General features: G+C 65.4%; 18 protein-coding genes. 8 read left to right on the forward strand and 10 right to left on the reverse strand.

Annotation, left to right across the window (positions count from 1 at the left end; genetic code table 11):
• Window positions 1-218: 218 nt before the first annotated feature.
• On the reverse strand, window positions 219-1,058 hold the full coding sequence (locus tag LK12_RS06405) for a sterol desaturase family protein (RefSeq protein WP_039280826.1): 840 nt from the start codon (window positions 1,056-1,058) through the stop codon (window positions 219-221).
• Window positions 1,059-1,147: 89 nt separating this feature from the next.
• Between LK12_RS06405 and LK12_RS06410 the strand changes: the two genes are divergently transcribed.
• Complete coding sequence (locus LK12_RS06410; protein ID WP_197063481.1) at window positions 1,148-2,029, forward strand: LysR family transcriptional regulator; 882 nt, start codon at window positions 1,148-1,150, stop codon at window positions 2,027-2,029.
• Window positions 2,030-2,109: 80 nt separating this feature from the next.
• On the opposite strand, the gene acnA is transcribed toward LK12_RS06410, so the two are convergent.
• A complete protein-coding gene (gene acnA, locus LK12_RS06415) occupies window positions 2,110-4,782 on the reverse strand; it encodes an aconitate hydratase AcnA (protein ID WP_039280829.1) in 2,673 nt (890 codons plus the stop codon).
• A gap of 117 nt (window positions 4,783-4,899) precedes the next feature.
• On the reverse strand, window positions 4,900-5,817 hold the full coding sequence (locus LK12_RS06420; protein WP_039281613.1) for a DMT family transporter: 918 nt from the start codon (window positions 5,815-5,817) through the stop codon (window positions 4,900-4,902).
• Between the two features lie 168 nt (window positions 5,818-5,985).
• On the opposite strand from LK12_RS06420, the gene LK12_RS06425 reads away from it, so the two are divergent.
• Together LK12_RS06425 and LK12_RS06430 are read left to right on the forward strand one after the other, a co-directional pair.
• Window positions 5,986-7,461, forward strand: a complete 1,476-nt coding sequence (locus tag LK12_RS06425; protein ID WP_039280831.1) for a L,D-transpeptidase family protein — start codon at window positions 5,986-5,988, stop codon at window positions 7,459-7,461.
• A gap of 170 nt (window positions 7,462-7,631) precedes the next feature.
• On the forward strand, window positions 7,632-7,913 hold the full coding sequence (locus LK12_RS06430) for a hypothetical protein (RefSeq protein ID WP_039280833.1): 282 nt from the start codon (window positions 7,632-7,634) through the stop codon (window positions 7,911-7,913).
• 253 nt (window positions 7,914-8,166) lie between these two features.
• Here the strand turns inward: LK12_RS06430 and LK12_RS06435 are convergent, their stop codons facing one another.
• Both LK12_RS06435 and recQ read right to left on the reverse strand, forming a co-directional pair.
• The gene (locus LK12_RS06435) at window positions 8,167-8,499 is read right to left on the reverse strand and encodes a GIY-YIG nuclease family protein (RefSeq protein ID WP_039280835.1); all 333 of its coding nucleotides are present in this window, start codon (window positions 8,497-8,499) and stop codon (window positions 8,167-8,169) included.
• A 1,047-nt stretch (window positions 8,500-9,546) separates the two neighbouring features.
• A complete protein-coding gene (gene recQ / locus LK12_RS06440; RefSeq protein WP_039281614.1) occupies window positions 9,547-11,418 on the reverse strand; it encodes a DNA helicase RecQ in 1,872 nt (623 codons plus the stop codon).
• A gap of 130 nt (window positions 11,419-11,548) precedes the next feature.
• Between recQ and LK12_RS06445 the strand changes: the two genes are divergently transcribed.
• Together LK12_RS06445 and LK12_RS24575 are read left to right on the forward strand one after the other, a co-directional pair.
• Window positions 11,549-12,406, forward strand: coding sequence for an SDR family NAD(P)-dependent oxidoreductase (locus tag LK12_RS06445; protein ID WP_039280837.1), 858 nt, complete (start codon window positions 11,549-11,551; stop codon window positions 12,404-12,406).
• Between the two features lie 398 nt (window positions 12,407-12,804).
• A complete protein-coding gene (locus LK12_RS24575) occupies window positions 12,805-12,960 on the forward strand; it encodes a hypothetical protein (RefSeq protein WP_156135418.1) in 156 nt (51 codons plus the stop codon).
• 42 nt (window positions 12,961-13,002) lie between these two features.
• On the opposite strand, the gene metH is transcribed toward LK12_RS24575, so the two are convergent.
• From metH to LK12_RS06470, 5 genes are read right to left on the reverse strand one after another with little or no spacing between them, the layout of a single operon-like run.
• Window positions 13,003-15,621, reverse strand: a complete 2,619-nt coding sequence (gene metH / locus LK12_RS06450) for a methionine synthase (RefSeq protein ID WP_039280839.1) — start codon at window positions 15,619-15,621, stop codon at window positions 13,003-13,005.
• A gap of 17 nt (window positions 15,622-15,638) precedes the next feature.
• Window positions 15,639-16,172, reverse strand: coding sequence for a GNAT family N-acetyltransferase (locus LK12_RS06455; RefSeq protein WP_039280841.1), 534 nt, complete (start codon window positions 16,170-16,172; stop codon window positions 15,639-15,641).
• Between the two features lies 1 nt (window position 16,173).
• Window positions 16,174-17,220: a homocysteine S-methyltransferase family protein gene (locus tag LK12_RS06460; RefSeq protein ID WP_039280843.1), complete on the reverse strand. Its 1,047-nt coding sequence runs from the start codon at window positions 17,218-17,220 to the stop codon at window positions 16,174-16,176.
• Window positions 17,217-18,134 carry a methylenetetrahydrofolate reductase [NAD(P)H] gene (gene metF / locus LK12_RS06465; RefSeq protein WP_039280845.1) on the reverse strand — a complete coding sequence of 306 codons (918 nt, stop codon included), beginning with the start codon at window positions 18,132-18,134 and terminating at the stop codon, window positions 17,217-17,219. The genes LK12_RS06460 and metF overlap by 4 nt, the downstream gene beginning before the upstream one ends.
• Entirely contained in the window at window positions 18,131-19,135 is a 1,005-nt protein-coding gene (locus LK12_RS06470; protein WP_039280847.1) for an ArsR/SmtB family transcription factor, read from the reverse strand. The genes metF and LK12_RS06470 overlap by 4 nt, the downstream gene beginning before the upstream one ends.
• A gap of 168 nt (window positions 19,136-19,303) precedes the next feature.
• On the opposite strand from LK12_RS06470, the gene LK12_RS24890 reads away from it, so the two are divergent.
• The 3 genes from LK12_RS24890 to LK12_RS06480 all read left to right on the forward strand — a co-directional run bounded on the left by LK12_RS24890 (window position 19,304) and on the right by LK12_RS06480 (window position 23,053).
• The gene (locus LK12_RS24890; protein WP_188818495.1) at window positions 19,304-19,474 is read left to right on the forward strand and encodes a hypothetical protein; all 171 of its coding nucleotides are present in this window, start codon (window positions 19,304-19,306) and stop codon (window positions 19,472-19,474) included.
• Window positions 19,475-19,678: 204 nt separating this feature from the next.
• Entirely contained in the window at window positions 19,679-21,334 is a 1,656-nt protein-coding gene (locus LK12_RS06475) for an NAD+ synthase (protein WP_039280849.1), read from the forward strand.
• 138 nt (window positions 21,335-21,472) lie between these two features.
• Window positions 21,473-23,053 carry a L,D-transpeptidase family protein gene (locus LK12_RS06480; RefSeq protein WP_231568261.1) on the forward strand — a complete coding sequence of 527 codons (1,581 nt, stop codon included), beginning with the start codon at window positions 21,473-21,475 and terminating at the stop codon, window positions 23,051-23,053.
• Window positions 23,054-23,092: the final 39 nt, after the last annotated feature.

The raw sequence follows: 23,092 nt of genomic DNA on the forward strand, positions 1-23,092 counted from the left end.
GGAGGGCGGAATGGCAAGCGGTAACTTCGCTAAGTTTGTCCACATCGGCCAAGGCAAACTCTTGGATCATGCAATGTTTCCAATGCCTTGTACGCACGCATAACTTCACGCCGCGTGCAGGGCGGATTGCCAGTGGATCAACGGTTCAAGGAGCGTGGGCAAATTGATGCCGCGCGGAGTGTGGCAGGTGCGGCGGGGGTAGGAAACCTCCCGACCGATCAGTTCGGCGGTTGTCCCGCCTCCGCCTCGTTCTTCTGCGGCCCCATCCGGATCAGCGGATAGGCCAGTTCTTCCAGCCAGTGGGCGTTGTGGCCGGGCAGGCCGTAGCGGTAGGGGCGGCCGTCGGGGATATGCAGTGTGCCGAAGGCCCAGTCCCACACCGACAGCATGACGCCGTAGTTGCGATAGGACGCGCCGTCCTTGCCGAAGCCGTGGTGGGTGTGGTGGATGCCGGGCGAGACGATGACGTGCTCGAGCGCGCGGAAGAGGGGGCCGAAGGTCTTGTGGCGGCGGACCGCGTCGTCCCACCGGAAATCGCTGTGGGTCACGACGTTCCATGCCGCGATGAGCGCGATGGTGATGCCCGCGGCCTTGCCCAGCCCCAGATAGATGGCAAGGCTCATCGTCCAGGCATTGGGGATCATCACGTACCAGAACACGTTGAGCCGCATCCACACGCTGACGTTCATGTAGGTGGCCGAGTGGTGCGTGCGGTGGATCATCCACAGCAGCGAACGCCTCTTCGCGCCCTGATGCGCCCAGCGATGCACCCAGTAGAAGCAGAACTCTGCGAATAGCATCACCAGCGGCAGGGCAAGCCACAGGGGCATGTCGGCCAGAGCGCCGCGATAGCGGGGGAGCAGCGTGCTCCAGATCATCGCGATGCCCACGGCGACCGCCGGTCCGATGAGGAAGCGGCCCAGCGCCATGTTCAGCGCCAGCAGGCGGAACTCGCCCTTGCGCTTGTACACGCCCTTGTGCCGCCCCGAGAGGATTTCGGCGAGGAGGACGATGACCGCCCCGAGGGTGACGAAACCTATGTAGGCGCGCATTTCCATGACTGTCTCCCGATCTTCGAAAGGCAGCTACCGGCAAGCGGGAGTTGATGTCCAATGCATTTCAAATTCAGATCGCATACCTTGAATGCATGATCAGCCTGATTCGCCTCAAGCACATCCTCGCCGTCGCGCGCAGCGGCAGCTTTTCCATCGCCGCCGAGGACGTCTGCATTTCCCAGCCTGCGCTCAGCCGCAGCATCCAGGCTTTCGAAGAGGAATACGGGCTGCGGCTGTTCGATCGCGGCAAGGGCGGGGTGACGCTCACGCCCGCGGGCAAGCTGGCGGTCGAGCATGCGCGCGGCTTGCTGGCCTCGGCCGGCGATCTCGATCGCGACATGCGCCGGTTCGGGCATGGCGGGGCCGGGCGGACGGGCATCGGCATGGGCCCGCTGATGGCCAGCCTGCTGTTGCCCCGCCTCGGCGTCGCGACATTGCAGCGCAGCCCGGATGTGACCTTCGTCACGCGGATCGGATCCCCCGACCAGATGCTGGAAGCGCTCCTCGAAGGCACCATCGAACTCATCGTCGGCAATTCGTGGCAGTTGAGCCTCGTACCGGGCGTCACCGAGGAAAGCCTGGGCGTGCTGCCACTTGCGATCGTCGTGCGCCGCGAGCATCCGCTGGCCGGCAGGGGCAAGCTGGCGATGCAGGATCTCGACGGCTTTCCGGCGGCGCAGGCATTCGACCATGCCACGTCCAGCCAGCCGGGCGCCTCGGGCGCCTTCGTCTGCGAGAACTTCGCCATCCTGCGCGATGTGGTTCTGGAGACCGGCTGCACCTGGCTGGTCTCCCCGGCGCTGGTCGGGCGCGAGCTTGAAGAGGGCCGTCTGGTGCGGCTGGACGTTACCGATCTACCCACCGCCGAGACGCAGACGAACCTGATCTACCTGCGCGGCAGGACGCGCTCGCCGGCATCGCAATGGCTGGCCGAAACCCTGCGGACGATGGTCGGGGAGATGGCTTCGGTCTGATTCCGGAGCCGAACTCCCAAAGGAAAACCCCGCCCCGCGTACGGCGGGACGGGGCTTTCCAACCGTCAGGCTGGAGCGGTTTACGCGGCCAGCTTGCGCAGCACGTACTGCAGGATGCCGCCGTTCATGAAGTATTCGACTTCGTTGGCGGTATCGATGCGGCACAGCGCGGTGAAGGTGAAGGTCGAGCCATCCGGGCGGGTCACTTCGACTTCCACGTCCTGGCGCGGCTTGAGATTGGCGACGCCCTTGATGGTGAAGCTGCAGTCGCCGTTGAGCTCGAGCGAGGTGCGCGTGTCGCCTTCCTTGAACTGCAGCGGCAGCACGCCCATGCCGACGAGGTTCGAGCGGTGGATGCGCTCGAAGCTTTCGACGATCACGGCGCGCACGCCCAGCAGGTTGGTGCCCTTGGCCGCCCAGTCGCGGCTGGAGCCGGTGCCGTATTCCTTGCCGGCGATGACCACCAGCGGGGTGCCCTGCTCCTTGTACTTCATCGCCACGTCGTAGACCGGCATGACTTCGTCGCCGAAGCGCGAGATGCCGCCTTCGGTGCCGGGGACCATCTCGTTGCGGATGCGGATGTTGGCGAAGGTGCCGCGCATCATCACTTCGTGGTGGCCGCGGCGCGAGCCGTAGGAGTTGAAGTCCGCCTTGGCGACCTGGTGCTCCTTGAGCCACTGGCCGGCGGGGCTGTCTTCCTTGATCGAGCCGGCGGGGCTGATGTGGTCGGTGGTGACCGAGTCGCCCAGGACCAGCAGCGGCTTGGCCTCGACGATGTCCGACACCGGCGCCGGGGTCATCTCCATGCCCTCGAAGTACGGCGGGTTGGCGACATAGGTCGAGCCAGCGCGCCAGGGATAGGTTTCCGAACCGACGACGTCGATCGCCTGCCAGTGCTCGTCGCCCTTGTAGACGTCGGCATAGCGGGCCTGGAACATCGACCGGTCGACGCAGGCGTTCATCGTCGCGGTGACTTCGGCGTTGGTCGGCCAGATGTCCTTGAGGTACACGTCCTGCCCATCCTTGCCCTTGCCGATCGGCGTTGTGGTGAAATCTTCCACCACGGTGCCCTTGAGCGCATAGGCGACGACCAGCGGCGGCGAAGCCAGGAAGTTGGCGCGCACGTCGGGCGAGACGCGGCCCTCGAAGTTGCGGTTGCCCGAGATTACCGCGCTGGCAACGAGGTTGTTCTCGTTGATCGCCTTGCTGATCGGCTCGGCGAGCGGGCCGGAGTTGCCGATGCAGGTGGTGCAGCCGTAGCCGACGAGGTTGAAGCCGATGTTGTCGAGGTGGTCCTGCAGACCGGCCTTTTCGAGGTAATCGGTGACGACCTGCGAGCCCGGTGCCAGCGAGGTCTTGACCCAGGGCTTGGGCTTGAGGCCGAACTCGTCCGCCTTCTTGGCGACGAGACCGGCGGCAACCAGCACGGAGGGGTTCGAGGTGTTGGTGCAGCTGGTGATCGCGGCGATCATCACGTCGCCGTCGGTGATCGAGAAGTCCTTGCCTTCGACCGGAACGGTCTTGGGCGCCTGCTTGTAGATCTCGGCCATGTCCTTGTTGAACACGTCGTCGACCTCGGTGAGGATGACCTTGTCCTGCGGGCGCTTGGGGCCGGCGAGCGAGGGAACGACGGTCGAGAGGTCGAGTTCGAGGGTCGAGGAGAAGATCGGCTCCGGGTTCGACGGGTCCATCCAGAAGCCCTGCTCCTTGGCATAGGCTTCGACCAGCGCGATCTGGTCTTCCTCGCGGCCGGTGAGGCGCAGGTAGTCGAGCGTCTTGTCGTCGATGCCGAAGAAGCCGCAGGTGGCGCCGTATTCGGGAGCCATGTTGGCGAGCGTCGCGCGGTCCGCAAGGCTCAGCGTGGAAAGGCCGTCGCCGTAGTATTCGACGAACTTGCCGACCACGCCGTGCTGGCGCAGCAGGTTGGTACAGGTCAGCACCAGGTCGGTGGCGGTGACGCCTTCCATGAGCTTGCCGGTGAACTTGAAGCCGACCACTTCTGGGATCAGCATCGAGACCGGCTGGCCCAGCATCGCGGCTTCCGCCTCGATGCCGCCCACGCCCCAGCCCAGCACGCCCAGGCCATTGACCATGGTGGTGTGGCTGTCGGTGCCGACACAGGTGTCGGGATAGGCGACCAGCTCACCGTTCTGGTCCTTGTCGGTCCACACGGTCTGGGCGATGTTTTCCAGGTTCACCTGGTGGCAGATGCCGGTGCCCGGGGGGACGGCGTAGAAGTTGGCAAGCGACTTGGAGCCCCACTTGAGGAAGTCATAGCGCTCCATGTTGCGCTGGTACTCGATCTCCATGTTCTCTTCGAAGGCCTTGGGATGGCCGAACTCGTCGACCATGACCGAGTGGTCGATGACGAGGTTCACGGGGACCTGCGGGTTGATCTTGCTGGTGTCGCCGCCCAGCGCCTTGATGCCGTCGCGCATGGCGGCAAGGTCGACGACGCAGGGAACGCCGGTGAAGTCCTGCAGCAGCACGCGCGCGGGGCGGTACTGGATCTCGTCACCGGTGACCGGGTTCTTCTGCCAGTCGGCAACGGCCTGCACGTGGTCGGTGGAGACGGTGAAGCCGCCGTCCTCGAAACGCAGCATGTTCTCGAGCAGGACCTTCATCGAGAAGGGCAGGCGCGAAACGTCGCCGATCTTTTCGGCGGCTTTCTTGAACGAATAGTAGGCGACGGTCTTGCCGCCGACGGTCATGGTGCTGCGGGTGCCGAGCGTATCCTGTCCGACCTGGGTCATGGTGGGCAATTTCCCCTTCTATATGGAGCTTGCCTAGCTGGCCCGGCGGTGCCCGGCCGTGCTGCAGCGCGACAAGCGGAATCGTCGGCCCGCCGATGCGCGTTACCGGCCCGGAGGTCAAGGGGGAGCGGCCTTAACCAAAGTCGCAGGTCGGGCCTTCCGGGTGGCAATCCAGCACCCGATCACGATCAGCACGGCGCCAGCGAGCGTGGCGGCTTCCACCCTTTCGCCGAAGATCAACCAGCCGAACAGCGCGGCCCAGAGGAAGCCGGTGTACTCGATCGGGACCAGTACCTGTGCCTCGGCGCGGGCATAGCCCCAGGACAGGAACAGCAGCGCGCAGGTCGCGAAAACGGCGCCGGCGCCGATCATGCGCAGGCTCGCGGCGTCCGGCCAGACCAGGAAAAGCGGCGAAAACACGAGGAAAATCAGTGCGACGATGCCGTTCTGGAACAACGCGATCTCGACCGGGCCGGCGAGCAGCGCCTGCTTGCGCTGGAACACCAAATTGAGCGCATAGAACATCGCCGAGCACAGGATCGCCGCCGTGCCGGCGATGGCCTCGTCCGAAAAGGCACCCGCGCCGAAGCGCCCGGCGCCGATCACTACCACGCCGACGATCCCCAGCAGCGCGGCCACGATCGCCTGCGGACGAATTTTTTCGCCGAGCATCACGGCAGCGAAATATAGCGCCACGATCGGTGCGATGAACGAAATGGCGATGCCCTCGGCCAAGGGGATTCGCACCAGCCCGTAGAAGAACAGCGTGGCCATGGTGGCCGTGATCGCCGAGCGCTGGGCATGGACCACCAGGACGTGGCGCCGCGGCAGGGGGCGGCCGGCGGCCAGCCAGACCGGTATCGTCAGCAGCGTGCCGAAAAGATTGCGCAGGAACAGCGCGGTCAGCACGCCCACGGCGATGGAGGCGCCCTTGATCGCCGCGTCCATCGCGCTGAACGCGCCGATCCCCGCGACGACCGAGAGGACCGGCAGCCACGATGGCGGGGAGGCAGATTCGGACGACGGCGCGTGCATGGTCCCTCGCGTCTCGCCCTGCGCGCCCTTGTGCGCAAGCAATTCATCGCAGCGACAGCACCGGTGCTTGAAGATATCCCGGCAAAGGCGCAAATCGGGGCATCCGCTGCGAATTGGCCCCGTTTGCAGGGACGTTTTCGAAAGCTAGGTAGGGCAGGCTTTATCAAAATGAAGAATTTCAATCGGTTGAGCGCCGGTGTGGTTTCCAGTCTGGTGGCGTTCGGTCTCTCGGCGCAGCCGGTGCTGGCGCAGAAGGTCGAGGCCGAACTGCCCGAGAGCATCCTGCCGGAAACCGCGCCGACGGCACCGGAGACGCGCAAACCTGCCCCGACGCCGCAGCCCGCCGCGACGCCGACTTCCCCGCCGGCCTCGGTTCCGGGCAGCGCTCCTGCGGCGGCATCCCCTTCCGCCTCCGCGCCGGGCACCGTGCAGACGATCTCGGAACCGGTCGTCCAGCAGCTCTTCGTTACCGAGCCGGTGATGTCGTGGTCGCTGGCCGATGCGCAGGCGTTGCTGGCGACAATCGAAGCGATCGGCAAGGAAGGCCTGATCCCCGCAGACTACCAGCCCGCCGCGCTTCAGGCCGCGATTGCCGCTGGCGAAGGCGACGATCTCGATGCGCTGGCCAGCAAGGCCTTCGGCTGGCTGATCGAGGACCTGCGCGACGGGCGCACGCCGATGGAGGACCGCGTGCAGTGGTTCGCCGTCGATCCCGATCAGGACGACATGCCGACCGCGCAGATCATGGCGCAGGCCCTGTCCGAGCACGACGTGCCGGGCGTGGTCGAAAAACTCGCCCCGACCAATCCCGACTACGCCGCGCTAAGGGCCGAATACGATGCCACGCCCGCCGAAGAGGTGGAGAAGCGCGCGCTGATCCAGGCGAACATGGACCGCTGGCGCTGGCTCGCCCGCGATCTGGGCGACGTCTACCTGATGACCAACGTGCCCGAGTTCCAGCTGCGGCTGGTGGTCAAGAACAAGATCATCCGCACCTACAAGACGGTGGTCGGCAAGCCCGGCCGCACCGCGACGCCGCAGCTTGCCGAGACGGTTTCGGGCGTGGTCTTCAACCCGACCTGGACGGTCCCGCAGTCGATCGTGAAGGGCGAGGGGCTGGGCGCCAAGGTGCTGAACAATCCCAATTGGGCGCGCAATGCCGGCTACAAGGCGACCAAGGGGGCGGACGGCACCGTCTATGTCGTCCAGCAGCCGGGGCCGACCAACTCGCTCGGCCTGATGAAGATCGACATGCCCAACGAGCATGCGATCTACCTGCACGACACGCCGTCCAAGCAGTACTTCAACCGCGACGTGCGCGCTTTCTCGCACGGCTGCATCCGCACCGAACGCGCGGTGGAACTGGGCATGACCATGGCCATCCTCGGCGCGCAGATGCCGGCCGCCGAAGCTGCCGAGATCTCGCGCTCGGGCAAGTACACCAAGGTCGAGATGACGCGGACTTTCCCGGTCTACCTGACCTATTTCACGTATGCCCGTTCGATCGACGGCGACCTCAAGGCCTTCGACGACATCTACGGCCGCGACGAACCGGTGCTCGCCAGCTTCACCCAGCCGCGCGAACTCAAGACCACCCAGCGCAAGAGCGACGAGGAAGTGATCCAGCTCGACAACCCGCTTTGAGTTCCGTCGTCGTCATTCCCGCCTTCGCGGGGATGACGATGGGGTCTTGTCGGCGGGTCGCCTTCGGTAGCTCGGCAACGCGCCGGCGATTGGCCGGGAGAGGGCTCTTGCACCCCACAGGCCATCTCCCCACTTTGACCGTTCCCACCCGCCAAGCCAGAGGACGCACCATGACCGAGAAATCCGACAGCCGCATCGAGAGCGCGACGTCTCGGGTCATCGAACTGGAAGCCGAACTCGAGGCATCGGGAAGCGCCACGACCGAGGAAGCGGCTCTGGCGCGGGCGAAGGAAGTCCTCCACGCATGGGTCGACAGCGTGACCGCCGTCGTCGCGACACCCGGCGTCGGCCGCGCCGTGCTGATCCATGAAAACGGCACCGAATCCCGCATCGCCTCGCCCGACCTGCCGTTCAAGCTGGCCGTCCCGGTGAATTTCGCCAGGCCCGATTGAGGGTGCAGGTTGGCGATCGGGCGTGCGACGGGTTTAGCCGTACCGCTCATCCGGAGCCTGTCGAAGGATGACGATCGGCGCCGAGCGGCAGGGACTTGGACAGGCTCAGCCCGAGCGGCGGGTCAGGAATGCGGGCACGGCATCGATGTCCGCTTTTAGGATGCTCGCGTGAACCGTTTAATGACTGGAATGTCGGGGTAAGCAGCAATTCATCCATCCCGGTCATCCCAGCGAAGGCTGGGATCGCTGGCCGCTAGAGGAGACGTTCGAACAGATCGGTCCAGTCAGGATTGTTTCTCTCGATGAGCCGGATCTTCCAGTCGCGCTTCCACGCCTTGAGCGCTTTCTCTCGTGCAATGGCCGACAGAATTTCGGCATGCGATTCCACCAGAACGAGGCGGTTCAGGCCGTAGCGTCGACAGAACGCCGAACCGGTTCCCGACCGATGTTGCGCAATGCGTGCCGCGATGTTGCTGGTCACGCCAATGTAGAGAACACCGCGCGGTTTATTGGTGAGAATGTAAGTCCAGCCGCCCATGACGAGAGGGTATGAAATGCCGAGAGCGATGCCAGCCTTCGCTGGCATGACGTCAAGGTTTTAATGTCCGAATTGTCGGCATATCCGGTTAGGCCGCTTTCCGGTTCAAAGGTTGAAATGCGGCCCTTTAGGTGAACGTTCGACCGCTGTCGGCACCGGGCCGACTTGGCTGTAGGACGGCAAAGTCGGGGAGAGCGGAAGCTACGTCAGGGCTTTCGAAGCGTCTTGTTCAAAGCGAACCTGTATGCTGCAAAACAGACACACATCCCCACCACGATCAAGCCGACTAGTTTCCATTGCGGCATTTGGTCCCGAAAACGCTCATAGATGTAGCCAGAAATCCCGAGCGCGCCCAGCAGCACCATAAATAGTGTCCTCTCGGCTGCTCGGGCATTTAGATGTTTGCTCAATCGACATTCCTTACGGCTGACAACGAACTCTATCGTAGTTCGTAATGTCCGCAATGTCCGCGTATCCGGTTAGGCCGCTTTCAGATTAAAACAATGAAATGCTGCCTTTCGTTAAATGATCGGCCAGCATCGACATCGTCCATGTGCCTGTTCAATGGCAGATCAGGCGAAGCGGGGATGCCGATATCGTTAGGTAGCTAAACCGTTCCGTGATACGTCGGTTGTACTTGGCTGCTTTCCTCTATCCTTCGGCTTTTCGTGGTCCCGGCACTATAGCAGCCCATCCGCTTCTTGCGTCCAGCCGATCAATCTAACGAGATGCGTATGGAGTGCGTCTCGTTGAACGGCTGTGCGAGGCTCTCATGCGGACATTTCTGCTTGTTTTTCCGAATGATGGAAACGGTGAACCGAAGACTATCGCTTTTCAGGGCGAGAATCCCTCGGCTGTCTTTTCCATTCTCGAACATGAAACCTCTGATCGGTCCATATTGCTCATGGAAAGCGGTAAACGACTCGGAACGCTGGAGCGTCACGATGATGGCTACTGGACACTGAATTAAGCGACAGGGCGCACCGGGTCGTTGGTATGCCGCAAACTCGGCGGTTCCGGAAAGGCCGTTTTTGCCAAATCCGTCTGCTTGTAGTCCTTCCGCCGGGCAGGGAGGCGATCTGTCCCGCGACGAGCTTAGAACTGCCGGATGACGTGCAGGAACTCCTCGCCGTAGGTGTCCAGCTTTCGTGTGCCGACGCCGCCGATTTCGCCTAGCTCAGCCAGCGAGGAGGGCCGGGCCTGCGCCATTTCGCGCAAGGTGGAATCGTGGAAGATCACGTAGGGCGGCACGCCTGCGTCCTTGGCGAGATCGCGGCGCAGTTCGCGCAGGGCGTCGAACAGCGGATCGCCCACCGTGTTGGCCCCGCCGTCCGCGCTGCCGCGGCGGCGGCGTTCCTTTTTCGGCGGGCGCACGATCATCATCGCGGCATCGCCTTTCAGCAGCGCGCGGGCATCGCCGCCCAGCGCGAGTCCGCCGTGGTCGGTGGGCACGAGGCTGCCGCGCGCCTGCAGAGCGCGGGAAACGGCCTTGAGCAGCGGCTTTTCCTCCTCGCGCAGGATGCCGAAGACCGAGAGCTGGTCGTGCCCGCGCTGCAGCACGCGGTCGTCGCTCACGCCCGACAGCACCTTTTCGAGATGGCCGAGGCCATAGCTCTGGCCGGTGCGGTAGACGGCGGAGAGCAGCTTTTGCGCAATCGTCGTCGCGTCGATCACGTCGGCGGGTTCGAGGCAGTTGTCGCAGTTGCCGCACTTTGCCGGCGGCTCCTCGCCGAAATGGCGCAGCAGCACGGCGCGACGGCAGTCGGCGGTCTCGACGAGCCCGGCCAGGGATTCGAGCCGCTGACGCTCGCTCTGCTGGCGGTGCTCCTCGACTTCGGCAAGGCGCTGGCGGGCGCGGGCGAAATCGTCGGCGCCCCAGAACATCACTGCTACCGAAGGATCGCCGTCGCGCCCGGCGCGGCCGGTTTCCTGATAGTAGGCCTCGATCGACTTGGGGATGCCCGCATGAGCGACGAAGCGCACGTCGGGCTTGTCGATGCCCATGCCGAAGGCGACGGTCGCGACCATCACCATGTCCTCGCTGGCGACGAACTCGGCCTGATTGCGCGCGCGGACCTCGGGCGCGAGCCCGGCGTGGTAGGGCAGCACGCGGCGGCCGGTGGCACCGGCAAGCTTTTCGGCCAGTTGCTCCACGCGCGCGCGGGTCGGCGCATAGACGATGCCGGGGCCGGGGTTCTCGTCGAGCACGGCCCTGATCTGGTGCATCACGCTCTCGCGCGGGCGGATAGCGTAGCGGATGTTCGGGCGGTCGAACCCGGCGACGATCAGCCCGTCCTCGGCAATGCCGAGCTGGGCGAGGATGTCGGTGCGGGTGTGGTGGTCGGCGGTCGCCGTCAGCGCGAGGCGCGGGACCTGCGGGAAGGCATCGAGCAGCGGGCGCAGCAGGCGGTAGTCGGGCCGGAAATCGTGGCCCCATTCGGAAACGCAGTGCGCTTCGTCGATGGCGAAGAGCGCGATGCGCGCCTGCGAGAGCATGTCGCGGAATTGCGGCTGGCTGGCGCGTTCGGGCGCGACGTAGAGCAGGTCCAGCTCGCCGGCGCGGAAGCGGGCCATGGTCTCGCCGCGGTTCTCGTCGGCGCTGGTGAGCGTGGCGGCGCGGATGCCGTTGGCGGTGGCCGAGCGAAGCTGATCGTGCATGAGCGCGATCAGCGGCGAGACGACGACGCAGGTGCCTTCGAGCAGGACCGCGGGAAGCTGGTAGGTGAGCGACTTGCCCGCGCCGGTCGGCATGACCGCGAGGGTGGAATGGCCGTGGAGAACGCGCTCGACGACCTGGTCCTGTACCCCGCGAAAATGGGTGAAGCCGAAGACGTCGTGGAGCGCCTGCGATACCGCTTCGGGCGAGGGCGGTTCTGCCGGCGGGAAGTCGAACGCGGGCGCGAAAGCGTCCATCCCCGCATCCTCGGCATAGAACGTCGTCTCGAAAGGCCAGTCATCCTCAGTCACGATGCCGTTATGGCAGAGCGGCCCGGCCCCGGAAACCGCCAAGCCGATGGTTTCCTCCGATTCCGGGGTGGGGCTTGCCCGAAGTGCGAAGGAGCGGCGAAATGCCGCCGGCAACGAAGGGAGAATGCAAATGGCGGGGCAGAGGGTCGCGGTGGTGACAGGAGCCAGTTCGGGCATCGGCCTGGGGACTGCAAAAGCGCTGGCCGCCAAGGGGATGCGGGTGATCGGCGTGGGCCGCAATCCGCAGCGCTGCGCGGCTGCCGAAGCGGACCTGCGCACAGGTGGGAGCGATGCGCAGATGCTGCGCGCGGACCTTTCCCTGCTCGCCGAGGTCGATCGGCTGACGGACGAGATTGCCGCGCTGACGGACCGGATCGACGTGCTGGTCAACAACGCCGGGAGCATGGTTGCCGAGCAGGTGATGACGCCCGAAGGCTACGAGGCAAATTTCGCGGCCAACTTCATCGGGCCTTTCGTTCTCACCGCGCGGCTGCTGCCGTTGATGCGCAAGGCGGCGGCGGACAGCCCGGCAGGCAGCGTGCGGATCGTCAACACCTCCTCGGACGGCAGCGAGATGATCCCGACGCTGAACCTCGCCGACATGCAGAACCTGGAGAACTGGAGCCCGGGCGCGGCCTATTGCAGCGGCAAGCTTGCCAATGTGCTCCATGTTCGCGCGCTGGCGCCCCGGATCGCCGGGGACGGCATCGTTGCCCATGCCTTTCATCCCGGCACGGTGGACAGCAACTTCTTCTCGCATACTCCGCAAAGCGTACGCGATGCCTATGGCGATCAGCCGAAGTTGAGCAATGCCGAGGGCGCGGACACAGCGGTATGGCTGGCCACGGCGGAGGAACCGGGCCTCGTGTCCGGCCTCTACTGGTACCAGCGTGCCCTGCGGAAGCCCAATCCGGTGGTGGAGGACGCCGCTTTCGTCGAGGCCTTCTGGCAGGCCGCGGAAACGCTGGCCGGGCGCCCTGGCGTCTAGGCCCACGGATCCCGGCGGCGCAGCATCAGGGCCGGATGCCGGTCCATTTACACCTGCCGATCCGGGCCGTGGAGGAGGACCGCGGCGGCGGTTCCATGGTCGAGCCGGTGGCGACTCGCAGGGGTGCCGTCGGGCATTTCCAGCTTGCGTTTAAAGACCTTGCACGGGCCGCCGTAAACAAGTGTGCGGCCCGCAATGGCCGCGCAAGTCATTCGCCTGCCGACAGGCGGCGCCATGCTTGTTGCAAGTGCGAAAAAATTTAGCTGCGCGACTCGCCTTGTTCCGCCGTTGCTTGCGATTCTCGGGTAATTCTCTTGCGAAAATTCGCCCCGTTTCGGGCACAATTTCCGGCGGCGCGAGTTACTTTCACGACTACCCGAACGATGGAGGTATTTGCCATGACTGCTTATACGATCCACAGCAGCCGCCCGCATGAATCGATCCTGCCGCGCTCCCACCGCGATGCGCATCAGCGGCGGCTTTCCTATGGACCGATCCAGCCGATGGACGGCCCGCCCAGCCTGCTTGCCCGGCTATTCGGCAAGCGGCCCTGAGCGGCGTTCCTTTCCGTTTCGGAGGTTTCCGGGAGGGGATTCTCAATCCAGATTGGGGCGCAGCCACCGCTCGGCGGTGGCAAGGTCCACACCGCGCCGGCGGGCATAGTCCTCGAGCTGGTCGCGGCCGATGCGCGCGACGCCGAAATACTGGCTTTCGGGATGCGCGAAGTAGAAGCCCGAGACCGCCGAGGTCGGCAGCATGGCCTGGCTTTCGGTGAGGGTGATCCCGGCATTGTCCTGCGCTTTCAGCAGATCGAACAGGATCGGCTTGAGCGAATGGTCGGGGCAAGCCGGATAGCCCGGCGCCGGGCGGATGCCGCGGTACTGCTCGCGGATCAGCGCTTCATTGGTGAGCTGCTCGCCGGGGGCATAGCCCCATAGCGTCGTGCGCACGTGCTGGTGCAGGCGCTCGGCGAAGGCTTCGGCGAAGCGGTCGGCCAGCGCTTTCAGCAGGATGTCCGAATAGTCGTCGTGCGCTTCCTTGAAGCGGGCGATGTGCGGATCGATGCCGTGGATGCCGACAGCGAAGCCGCCGAGCCAGTCACCCGCCGGATCGACGAAGTCGGACAGGCAGAAGTTGGCGCGGCCGCGCGACTTCTGGAACTGCTGGCGCAGCATCGGCAGGCGGGTGCCGTCGGCGAGCAGGATGTCGTCGCCGTCGCCGTGGCATTCCCAGAACGAGCAGACGCCGCGCGCGGTGAGCCACTTCTCCTCGATGATCTGGTCGAGCATCTTCTGCGCATCGGCGAAGAGGTTGCGCGCGCTTTCGCCGACAACATCGTCTTCGAGGATCGAGGGATAGGTGCCGGCCAGTTCCCAGGCGCGGAAGAACGGCGTCCAGTCGAAGGTCTCGCGCAGATCGGCAAGGTCCCAGTCCTCGAAGACGTGCAGGCCCGGCTCGACCGGGGCTGGTGCCTTGTCGGCGAAGTCGGGCTTGAAGGCATTGGCGCGCGCTTCGGCGAGCGGCAGCACGTCCTTCTTGCCCTTGCCCTCGCGGGCCTCGCGGACCTTTTCGTAATCGATCGCGACCGATTCGATGTAGCCGCTGGCCTGCGTGTCCGACAGCAGCTGCGAGGCGACGCCCACGGCGCGGCTGGCGTCGAGCACGTGGATCACCGCACCGTTGTAGGCCGGGTCGATCCGCAGCGCGGTGTGGACCTTGCTGGTGGTCGCGCCGCCGATCAGCAGCGGGATTTGCATGTCCGCGCGCTGCATCTCCTCGGCGACGGTCACCATCTCGTCCAGCGAGGGCGTGATGAGGCCGGACAGGCCGATGATGTCGACGTCTTCCTTTTGCGCCGTTTCGAGGATCGTCGACCAGGGCACCATCACGCCGAGGTCGATCACTTCGTAGCCGTTGCACTGCAGGACCACGCCGACGATGTTCTTGCCGATGTCGTGAACGTCGCCTTTCACGGTGGCCATGATGATGCGGCCCTTGGCTTTGGCGCCTTCCGCCTTCTCCGCCTCGATGAAGGGGATCAGGTGGGCCACGGCCTTCTTCATCACGCGCGCGGACTTGACCACTTGCGGCAGGAACATCTTGCCCGAACCGAACAGGTCGCCGACCACGTTCATGCCGTCCATCAGGGGGCCTTCGATCACCTCGATCGGACGGCCGCCGCGTTCGAAGATCGCCTGGCGCGCTTCCTCGGTGTCCTCGACGATATGGGCATCGATGCCCTTCACCAGCGCATGTTCGATGCGCTTCACCGGTTCCCAGCCGCGCCATTCCTGCGCCGCCTTTTCCTGAGTCTTGTCCTGACCCTTGAAGCTTTCGGCGAGTTCGATCAGGCGCTCGGTCGCGGTCTGGTCGCCTTCCTTGGGCTGGCGCATGAGGATCACGTCCTCGCAGGCCTCGCGCAGGACCGGGTCGATCTGGTCGTAGACGTCGAGCTGGCCGGCGTTGACGATCGCCATGTCGAGCCCGGCGGGGATCGCGTAATAGAGGAACACCGAGTGCATCGCCCGGCGCACCGTCTCGTTGCCGCGGAACGAGAACGAGAGGTTGGACAGGCCGCCCGAGAAGTGGACGTGCGGGCAGGCCTCGCGGATTTCCTTCACCGCCTCGATGAAGTCGAGTGCGTAGCGGTCGTGCTCCTCGATGCCGGTGGCGACGGCAAAGACGTTGGGGTCGAAGATGATGTCCTCGGGCGGGAAGCCGATGCCGGTCAGCAGCTTGTAGGCGCGCTTGCAGATCTCGACCTTGCGCTCCCTGGTGTCCGCCTGTCCGGTCTCGTCGAAGGCCATGACGACCACGGCCGCGCCATAGGCCATGCACTTGCGCGCCTGTTCGAGGAACTGCTCCTCGCCCTCCTTCATCGAGATCGAATTGACGATCGGCTTGCCCGAAACGCATTTCATGCCGGCTTCGATCACGTCCCACTTCGAGGAGTCGATCATGATCGGGACGCGCGCGATGTCGGGCTCGGCGGCGATCAGCTTGAGGTAGGTGGTCATCGCCTCGACCGCGTCGAGCAGGCCTTCGTCCATGTTGACGTCGATCACCTGCGCGCCGTTTTCCACCTGCTGGCGGGCGACTTCGATGGCGGTGGGATAGTCGCCGGCCATGATCAGCTTCTTGAAGCGGGCCGATCCGGTGACGTTGGTACGCTCGCCGATATTGACGAAACGGGCTGAGGAGGGTGTCGCGGTCATGGATCTTTCTCGTTGTGTCAGTGGGCCGGAGCCGGCGCGAGCGCGCAGGCCAGCACGAAGTCGTCATAGGTCTTGCCGCCGACGTCGAAGCGGCGGGTGCCGATCGTTTCGAAGCCGTGTTTGCGGTAGTAGGCGAGGGCGCGGTGGTTATCGTCTTTCACGCCCAGCAGCAGGCGGGAATGACCGGCGGCAGCCGCTTTCACGGCGTCCATCAGGCCAGTCGCAATGCCGCTGCCCTGAAAGCGCGAGAACAGGTAGATGCGCTTGAGTTCGATATCGCCGTCCTCGGCCTGCGCCAGTTCGGGCCTGGCCAGCAGCGCGTAGCCGATTGGGGCGCCGCCCGGTTCGATCTCGGCGATCCACGCCTTCGCCCCTTTCGCGAAGTAGGCGCGGTAGGCCTTGGCCGAATGCTGGCGTGCGCAATGCGCCACGATGCCCGCGCCATCGACGAGGCCCGCGAAGCTTTCGAGAAAGGTCGCGGCCCCGACAAGGGCGAGGGTATCGGCATCGTCCGGGCCCGCGGGCCGGATGCGCCAGGCGGCGGCGGACATGTCAGGCTGCCATGATGAAGGGTTCGAGGCCGGCGAGGCGCGTCATCGGTTCCAGCGTGGGAATCTTGCGTGGGGCAATCCCCTGCACCGCCTTGGCCATCGCCGCGATGTGTGCGGGCGTGGAGCCGCAGCAGCCGCCCAGCACGTTGACCTGCCCGGCCTCGGCCCATTCCTTGACGAAGCCGGCCGTAGTGTCGGGCACTTCGTCGTAGGCGCCCAGTTCGTTGGGCAGGCCGGCGTTGGGGTAGATCATGATCAGCGTGTCGGCGATTTCCGAGAGCGTCTTCACGTGCGGGCGCAGCTGGGTGGCGCCGAACGAGCAGTTGAGCCCGATGGTCACCGGCTTGGCGTGACGCACCGCGTGCCAGAAGGCTTCGACGGTGTGGCCCGAGAGGTTGCGGCCGGAAAGGTCGGTCAGCGTCATCGAGAGCATGATCGGCACGTCGCGGCCAAGGTCCGCTTCGAGCTGCTTGACGGCCATGATCCCGGCCTTGGCGTTGAGCGTGTCGAACACCGTCTCGATCAGGATGAAGTCCGCGCCGCCTTCGACGAGGGCGGCGGCCTGTTCCTTGTAGACATCGACCAGCGTGTCCCAGTCGATCTCGCGGTAGCCCGGATCGTTGACGTCGGGGCTGAGCGAGAGCGTCTTGTTGGTCGGGCCGATGGCGCCGGCGACGAAGCGCGGACGGCCGTCCTTGGCCTGGAACTCATCGGCGACGCGGCGGGCGGCGCCGGCCGATTCGATGTTGATCTCGCGCACCAGATGCTCGGCGCCGTAATCGGCCTGGCTGATGCGGTTGGCCGAGAAGGTATTGGTCTCGGCGATGTCCGCGCCCGCTTCGAAATAGGCCCGGTGGATTGCTTCGGGCACCTCGGGCTTGGTCAGCGCGAGAATGTCGTTGTTGCCCTTCTGCTCGTGGCTGAGGCCGAGATTGCCGGCGTAGTCCTCTTCCTGAAGCTTCCAGCTCTGGATCTCGGTGCCGAAGGCGCCATCGGTGATGAGGATGCGCTTGGCAGCCTCGGCGAGGAAGGTTTCGCGCGCGCTCATGCGGCAGTCTCCGTGGGTTTCGTCTGCGGACGCAGGCCGAGAAGCTGGCAGATCGCGTAGGTCTGCTCGGCCTTGTTGAGAGTATAGAAGTGGTAGTCGCGCACGCCCCCGTCGTAGAGGCGCTTGCACAGATCCGCGGCGGCGACGGCGGCGACCAGCGCGCGCGGGCCCGGGCGCTCGTCCAGCCCTTCGAACATCGCTTCGAGCCAGTCGGGAATCTGCGTGTTGCCGGACATGCGGCGGATCGCGGCAAAGCTCGTCACCGGCATGATACCCGGGATGATCGGCGCATCGATGCCGGCGGCCAGCGCCTTGTCCATGAAGCGGAAATAGGCGTCGGTCGAAAAGAAGAACTGCGTGATCGCGCGGCTGGCGCCGGCATCGATCTTGCGCTTGAGGTTGTCGAGATCGGCCTCGGGGCTGAGCGCCTCGGGGTGGATCTCGGGATAGGCGGCGACCGAAATGTCGAAGTCGTGCCGCGCCTTGAGGCCGGCGACGAGATCGGCGGCGCAGGTGTAGCCTTCGGGATGGGGCTTGAAGACGCCTTCGTCGGTCGGCGGCGGATCGCCGCGCAGTGCGACGATATGGCGTACGCCCGCTTCCCAGTACTGGTCGACGATCTCGTCGATCTCGCCCCTGCTGGCCCCCACGCAGGTGAGGTGCGCGGCGGGTACGAGATCGGTTTTGCGCACCAGCCGCGAAACCGTGGCATGCGTGCGCTCGCGCGTGGAGCCGCCGGCGCCGTACGTCACGGAAACGAATTTGGGCGCAAGCGGCGCGAGCTGGGTGATCGCGTCCCACAGCTGGGCTTCCATCTTCTCGGTCTTGGGCGGGAAGAATTCGAAGGAGACGGAAATGTCGCCGGGGAGCTCTCCGAAGAGAGGCATTTCGGCCGGTCGCGGGGCGGCGGTCATACTGCGGTCTTTCGTTTTGGCGTGTTTTTCTTCGTGCCGGCGGGCGCCGTGGCGCATTCGCGGCGCGCCGTCCAGATTTTCACGGTCAGCGGATTGCCGGGCAAGGCTACCGGCGTCTGCGGCACGAGCCCGGCATCGCTGAGCAGGGCGAGCATCTGTTCGTCGGTGAAGCCCAGGCGCGCGTGCGCGTGGCGCTCGCGCAGTTCCTCGCGCTCGTGCGCGGCCAGGTCGACGATGGCGATGCGGCCAGAGGGGCGAAGGACGCGGGCGGCCTCGGCCAGAACCGCTTCGGGCTCCTGCGCGAAGTGGAGGACCTGGTGGAACAGCACCGTGTCGAATGCCTCTTGCGCGAAGGGCAGGGCGCTGAAGTCGCCCTGTACCAGATCGACCTTGCTGGCGGGCAGGACCTGCAGGCGGGCGCGGGCGATGCGCAGCATTTCCGGGCTCTTGTCGAGCGCGGTGACATGGCTCGCGCGCTCCGCAAGAAGCTCCGCCATGCGCCCGGTGCCGGTGCCGACATCGAGCAGCGTACCGAGGTTTCCGCCGTCGAGCGCCTCGACCAGCGCGGCCTCGACCGGCTCGTCGGCGCCGTGGAGCCGGCGAAGGGTATCCCACTCGGCCGCATGGCGCGCGAAGTAGGCCTGGGCGCTCGCCTCGCGGCCGGCGCGGATCGCGGCAAGGTGGCGGCGGTCCTCGGCGCAGCGGGCGGCGAACGCGCTGTCCTCCTGTTCCGCGAGGGCCAGCAGCCGGGCGGCGGCGGTCCCGAGCGAGGGCTTGCCGTGGTCGCTCACGGCGCTTCTCAGGAAGACCCAGCTGCCCTCCTTGCGCCGCTCGGCAAGGCCTGCGTCGCACAGGATGCGGATATGGCGCGAGACGCGTGGCTGGCTCTGGCCGAGCACTTGTGCAAGCTCGCCAACGGCAAGTTCCATGTGTGCCAGCAGGCGCATGATGCGCAGCCGCGTCGGCTCCGAGAGAGCCCGCAAGAGGGGGTCGATCCGCATGCGAGATCATATAAAGATATCTTTATATGTGTGCAACCCATAGGAAAACAGCGGCTTTCGGGGCCTCTACTTCCTATTTGCGTTGCACCATTGTCTCGTCTAAAGAATGGCCCTGCAGGCTTGCCTGCAAGCGTTGGCCTGTGCGCCAAACAATGCAAGGGGATTCGCATGAAGAAGATTGCTTTCGCCGCGTTCGCGTCGGCTGCTGCTCTGTCGCTCGCCGCCTGTGGTGGCGAACCCGCTCCGACGGAAACCGAGTCGGTCGAGACCGTTCCTGACGCGATGATGACCGGTGACGCCACCGACATGCCGACCGAGGCAGCGTCCGAGGCGATGTAATCCGGCCAGGGGGCCGACTAGCCACACCGGCACGTCGGCCCCCGCCGCTTCCCGTTACGTATTCGTTCACGCGATGTGTACGGGAAGTCCGTCTAACGGCGGACGAAAGCCCTCCTCTCCGGGAGGGTTTTTTGTTTCCGGACGGCATTTTGCGGCGGCGGATTTTTCGTTGCAACGGGTAGGGCCGCGGGGCATCACTTGACCATGCCCGATACGCTGAAGATCGCCCTGGCCCAACTCAATCAATCGGTGGGGGACATCGCCGGCAACGCCCGGGCCGTGCTGGAAGCGCGGCGCAAGGCGCAGGGCAGCGATCTCATCGTCTTTCCCGAACTGCATCTGGTGGGCTATCCGCCCGAGGACCTGATCCTCAAGCCCTCGTTGATCGAACGCGCCGCGGCCGAGTTGCAGACACTGGCCGAGGCGAGCGCGTCGGACGGACCGGCGATGCTGGTCGGCTCTGCCTTCGTGCTCGACGGCGCGCTGCACAACGGCGTTGCCCTGCTCGACCAGGGCAAGATCGCCGCTGTCAGGCTCAAGCACGAGCTGCCCAATTACGGCACATTCGATGAGATGCGCCTGTTCCAGCCGGGGCCGCTGCCCGAACCGGTGATCGTACGCGGCACCATGATCGGCGTGCCGATCTGCGAGGATATCTGGCGGCCCGAGGTCTGCCGGCACCTCGCTGATTTCGGCAGCGAGATATTCATCTGCATCAATGGCAGTCCCTACGAGATCAACAAGGACGCCTTGCGAATCGAGGGCGTGGCCAAGCGCCGCGCAGTCGATACCGGCTTGCCGCTGGCCTATCTCAACCGCGTCGGCGGACAGGACGAGCTGGTCTTCGACGGGGCGAGTTTCGTCGTCAACGGCGACGGCGGTCTCGCCGTGCAGTTGCGCGATTGGGAGGAGCAGGTGGTCGAGACCGCCTGGACCAAGACCGCGCAGGGCTGGCGCTGCGATCGCGGCGCGCTGGAGACGCTCGCCACCCATCCCGAGGACATCTACTGCGCCATGGTGCTGAGCCTGCGCGACTATGTGAACCGCAATGGTTTTCCCGGCGTCGTGCTCGGCCTTTCCGGGGGTATCGATTCGGCGGCATGCGCGGCCATCGCCGTCGATGCACTGGGCGCGGACCGGGTCTGGGGGGTGATGATGCCCTCGCGCTTCACCAGCCAGGAAAGCCTCGACGATGCCGCCGCCTGCGCCAAGGCGCTGGGCATCCGCTATACGGTCATGCCGATCGGCAACGCGGTCGACGGTTTCGACGCCATGCTCGGCGCGGCGTTCGACGGCACCCACCGCGACCTTGCCGAGGAAAACCTGCAATCGCGCATTCGCGGTACCGCGCTGATGGCCCTGTCCAACAAGTTCGGGCCGATGCTGGTGACGACCGGCAACAAGAGCGAAATGAGCGTGGGCTATGCCACCATCTACGGCGACATGGCCGGCGGCTACAATCCGCTGAAGGACGCCTACAAGATGACCGTCTGCGCCGTGGCCCGCTGGCGCAATCAGCATGTCCCGCGCATCGCCTTGGGCCCGGCAGGCCCGGTCATCCCCGACAACATCCTGACCAAGGCGCCCAGCGCCGAACTGCGCGCAGACCAGCGCGATTGCGACAGCCTGCCGCCCTACGACGTGCTCGACCCGATCCTGATCGGGTTGGTGGAGCACGACAAGAGCGTGGAGCAGGTCGTTGCCGAAGGCTTCGAACGCGAAACCGTCCAGAGCGTGGAACGTCTGCTTCACCTGGCCGAGTACAAGCGCCGCCAGGCCCCTCCGGGCGTCAAGCTGACGGCGCGCAATTTCGGGCGCGATCGCCGCTATCCCATTACCCACGCGTTTCGCAGCGGGTAGCCGCTGCCGGTCTTCGTCCGTCCGTGGGCTCCATGCCGCGGCCGTGGAACACCAACCCCTTAGCCGTGTTGAATAATCGAGTGACATCTCGAAACGGGCGCTTGCCGCGTCCGGGCACACCGGTGAATGGGAGTAAGAGTGAAGACCGCAACACGCGCAGCCATCCTGACGCTTCTCATGGTCGGAGGCTGCGGCAACCAGTCGGACGGCGCCACGCCCGCCGACCAGCCGCTCCAGACCGTGTCGGCCGAGAGCCTGAAGGCGCAGGCATCGGCGAAAGGCACTCGCACGTTCTACGAAAACCGCGGCTGGAAGGCTGCCTGGTCGAAGAATTCGGCCGATGCCCTGAAGTCGGCGCTCTCGAGGCGGGCACAAAACGGGCTCGACCATATCCGGTTTCTCGACGCGACGGCTTCCGATCCAGCCGCGCGCGACGTGGCTTTGACAAACGCGGCGCTGGCCTATGCGGAAGCCCTGGCCAACGGTGCGACCGATCCGCGCGAACTTTACGACATCTACACCATCCCCGTGGCCAAGGCGGATATCCTCTCCGGATTGCAGACCGCTCTCGACAAGGGGCAGGTCGAGCAATGGCTCGCCAGCCTGCCGCCGCAGGACAGCGCGTACAAGGCGCTGTCGGATGCCTATCTCAAGCTCCACGATGCAGCATCGGGCGAAAGCTGGCCCAGCATTCCCGAGGGCGACCTGATCCACGAGGGAGAGCGCGATCCGCGGGTTCCGGCCATCGCCACTGCGCTGGAAAAGGCCGGATACCTTCAGCCTTCGATGGCGCAGGATAGCGATTCCGGCAGCGCCGGGCAGGTGCCGCAGGCCGGTTCGGCCAGCCGCAACGGCGACGACAACACGCTCTACACTTCCCGCATGAAGCAGGCTGTCGAACAGATGCAGGAGGAACGCGGACTGGCGCAGGACGGCGTGGTCGGACCGGAGACGCTCGCCGAACTCAACCGCGGGCCTCAGGCGCGCGAAAAGGCATTGGCCGTGGCGCTGGAACGGCGCCGATGGCTGGTGCGCAATCCGCCCCCCGTGCGCATCGACGTCAACACCGCGGCCGCGCAACTCAGCTACATTCGCGACGGTTCGGTCGTCGATACGCGCAAGGTCATCGTCGGCCGGCCCGACTGGGAAACGCCGCAGCTTTCCGCGCCGATGTTCCGGCTGGTCGCCAATCCCACGTGGACGGTGCCGCGCTCGATCGAGAAGGAGGAGCTTTCCGGCCTCGGTCCAGGCGCCCTGAGACGGCGCAACATGGTGCGCCGCAACGGCTGGATCGTGCAGTTGCCGGGGCCCGACAACGCGCTCGGCCTGGTGAAATTCGACCTGAGGGACAAATACGCGATCTACCTGCACGACACTGGCGCCCGCTCGCTTTTCAACCGCAGCCTGCGCCAGCTCAGCCACGGTTGCGTGCGCGTCGACAATGCGCTCGACTTCGCGTCCCGGATCGCCGGCGACCAGGGGATCACGGACAAGTGGCAGAACGCGAGGGCTCGCGGCAGCGAGACCTTCGTGGCTCTCCCGCAGAACATCACCGTTCGCCTGCTCTATCATCCTACCTTTGTCGACAGTGCCGGCAATGTGGTATGGAAGCAGGACGTCTATGGATGGAATCGCGCCATAGCCAAGCAATTGGGCTTCGATTCCAGCGGGTCGCACCGCAGCATCGATGTGCCGTCGCTGGACGACTTGGGCCCTTGACGTCCCGCAGCGCGATTCGCTGCAAACGGTTTCCCGGTC

This window comes from Novosphingobium malaysiense, from assembly GCF_000802225.1.
GTDB classification, from domain to species: domain Bacteria; phylum Pseudomonadota; class Alphaproteobacteria; order Sphingomonadales; family Sphingomonadaceae; genus Novosphingobium; species Novosphingobium malaysiense.

Coding starts and splice junctions, on each gene's coding strand:
- LK12_RS06405 (WP_039280826.1), bottom strand. CDS start 1,058: ATGGAAATGCGCGCCTACATAGGTTTCGTCACCCTCGGGGCGGTCATC.
- LK12_RS06410 (WP_197063481.1), top strand. CDS start 1,148: ATGATCAGCCTGATTCGCCTCAAGCACATCCTCGCCGTCGCGCGCAGC.
- acnA (WP_039280829.1), bottom strand. CDS start 4,782: ATGACCCAGGTCGGACAGGATACGCTCGGCACCCGCAGCACCATGACC.
- LK12_RS06420 (WP_039281613.1), bottom strand. CDS start 5,817: ATGCACGCGCCGTCGTCCGAATCTGCCTCCCCGCCATCGTGGCTGCCG.
- LK12_RS06425 (WP_039280831.1), top strand. CDS start 5,986: ATGAAGAATTTCAATCGGTTGAGCGCCGGTGTGGTTTCCAGTCTGGTG.
- LK12_RS06430 (WP_039280833.1), top strand. CDS start 7,632: ATGACCGAGAAATCCGACAGCCGCATCGAGAGCGCGACGTCTCGGGTC.
- LK12_RS06435 (WP_039280835.1), bottom strand. CDS start 8,499: ATGCCAGCGAAGGCTGGCATCGCTCTCGGCATTTCATACCCTCTCGTC.
- LK12_RS06445 (WP_039280837.1), top strand. CDS start 11,549: ATGGCGGGGCAGAGGGTCGCGGTGGTGACAGGAGCCAGTTCGGGCATC.
- LK12_RS24575 (WP_156135418.1), top strand. CDS start 12,805: ATGACTGCTTATACGATCCACAGCAGCCGCCCGCATGAATCGATCCTG.
- metH (WP_039280839.1), bottom strand. CDS start 15,621: ATGACCGCGACACCCTCCTCAGCCCGTTTCGTCAATATCGGCGAGCGT.
- LK12_RS06455 (WP_039280841.1), bottom strand. CDS start 16,172: ATGTCCGCCGCCGCCTGGCGCATCCGGCCCGCGGGCCCGGACGATGCC.
- LK12_RS06460 (WP_039280843.1), bottom strand. CDS start 17,220: ATGAGCGCGCGCGAAACCTTCCTCGCCGAGGCTGCCAAGCGCATCCTC.
- metF (WP_039280845.1), bottom strand. CDS start 18,134: ATGACCGCCGCCCCGCGACCGGCCGAAATGCCTCTCTTCGGAGAGCTC.
- LK12_RS06470 (WP_039280847.1), bottom strand. CDS start 19,135: ATGCGGATCGACCCCCTCTTGCGGGCTCTCTCGGAGCCGACGCGGCTG.
- LK12_RS24890 (WP_188818495.1), top strand. CDS start 19,304: ATGAAGAAGATTGCTTTCGCCGCGTTCGCGTCGGCTGCTGCTCTGTCG.
- LK12_RS06475 (WP_039280849.1), top strand. CDS start 19,679: ATGCCCGATACGCTGAAGATCGCCCTGGCCCAACTCAATCAATCGGTG.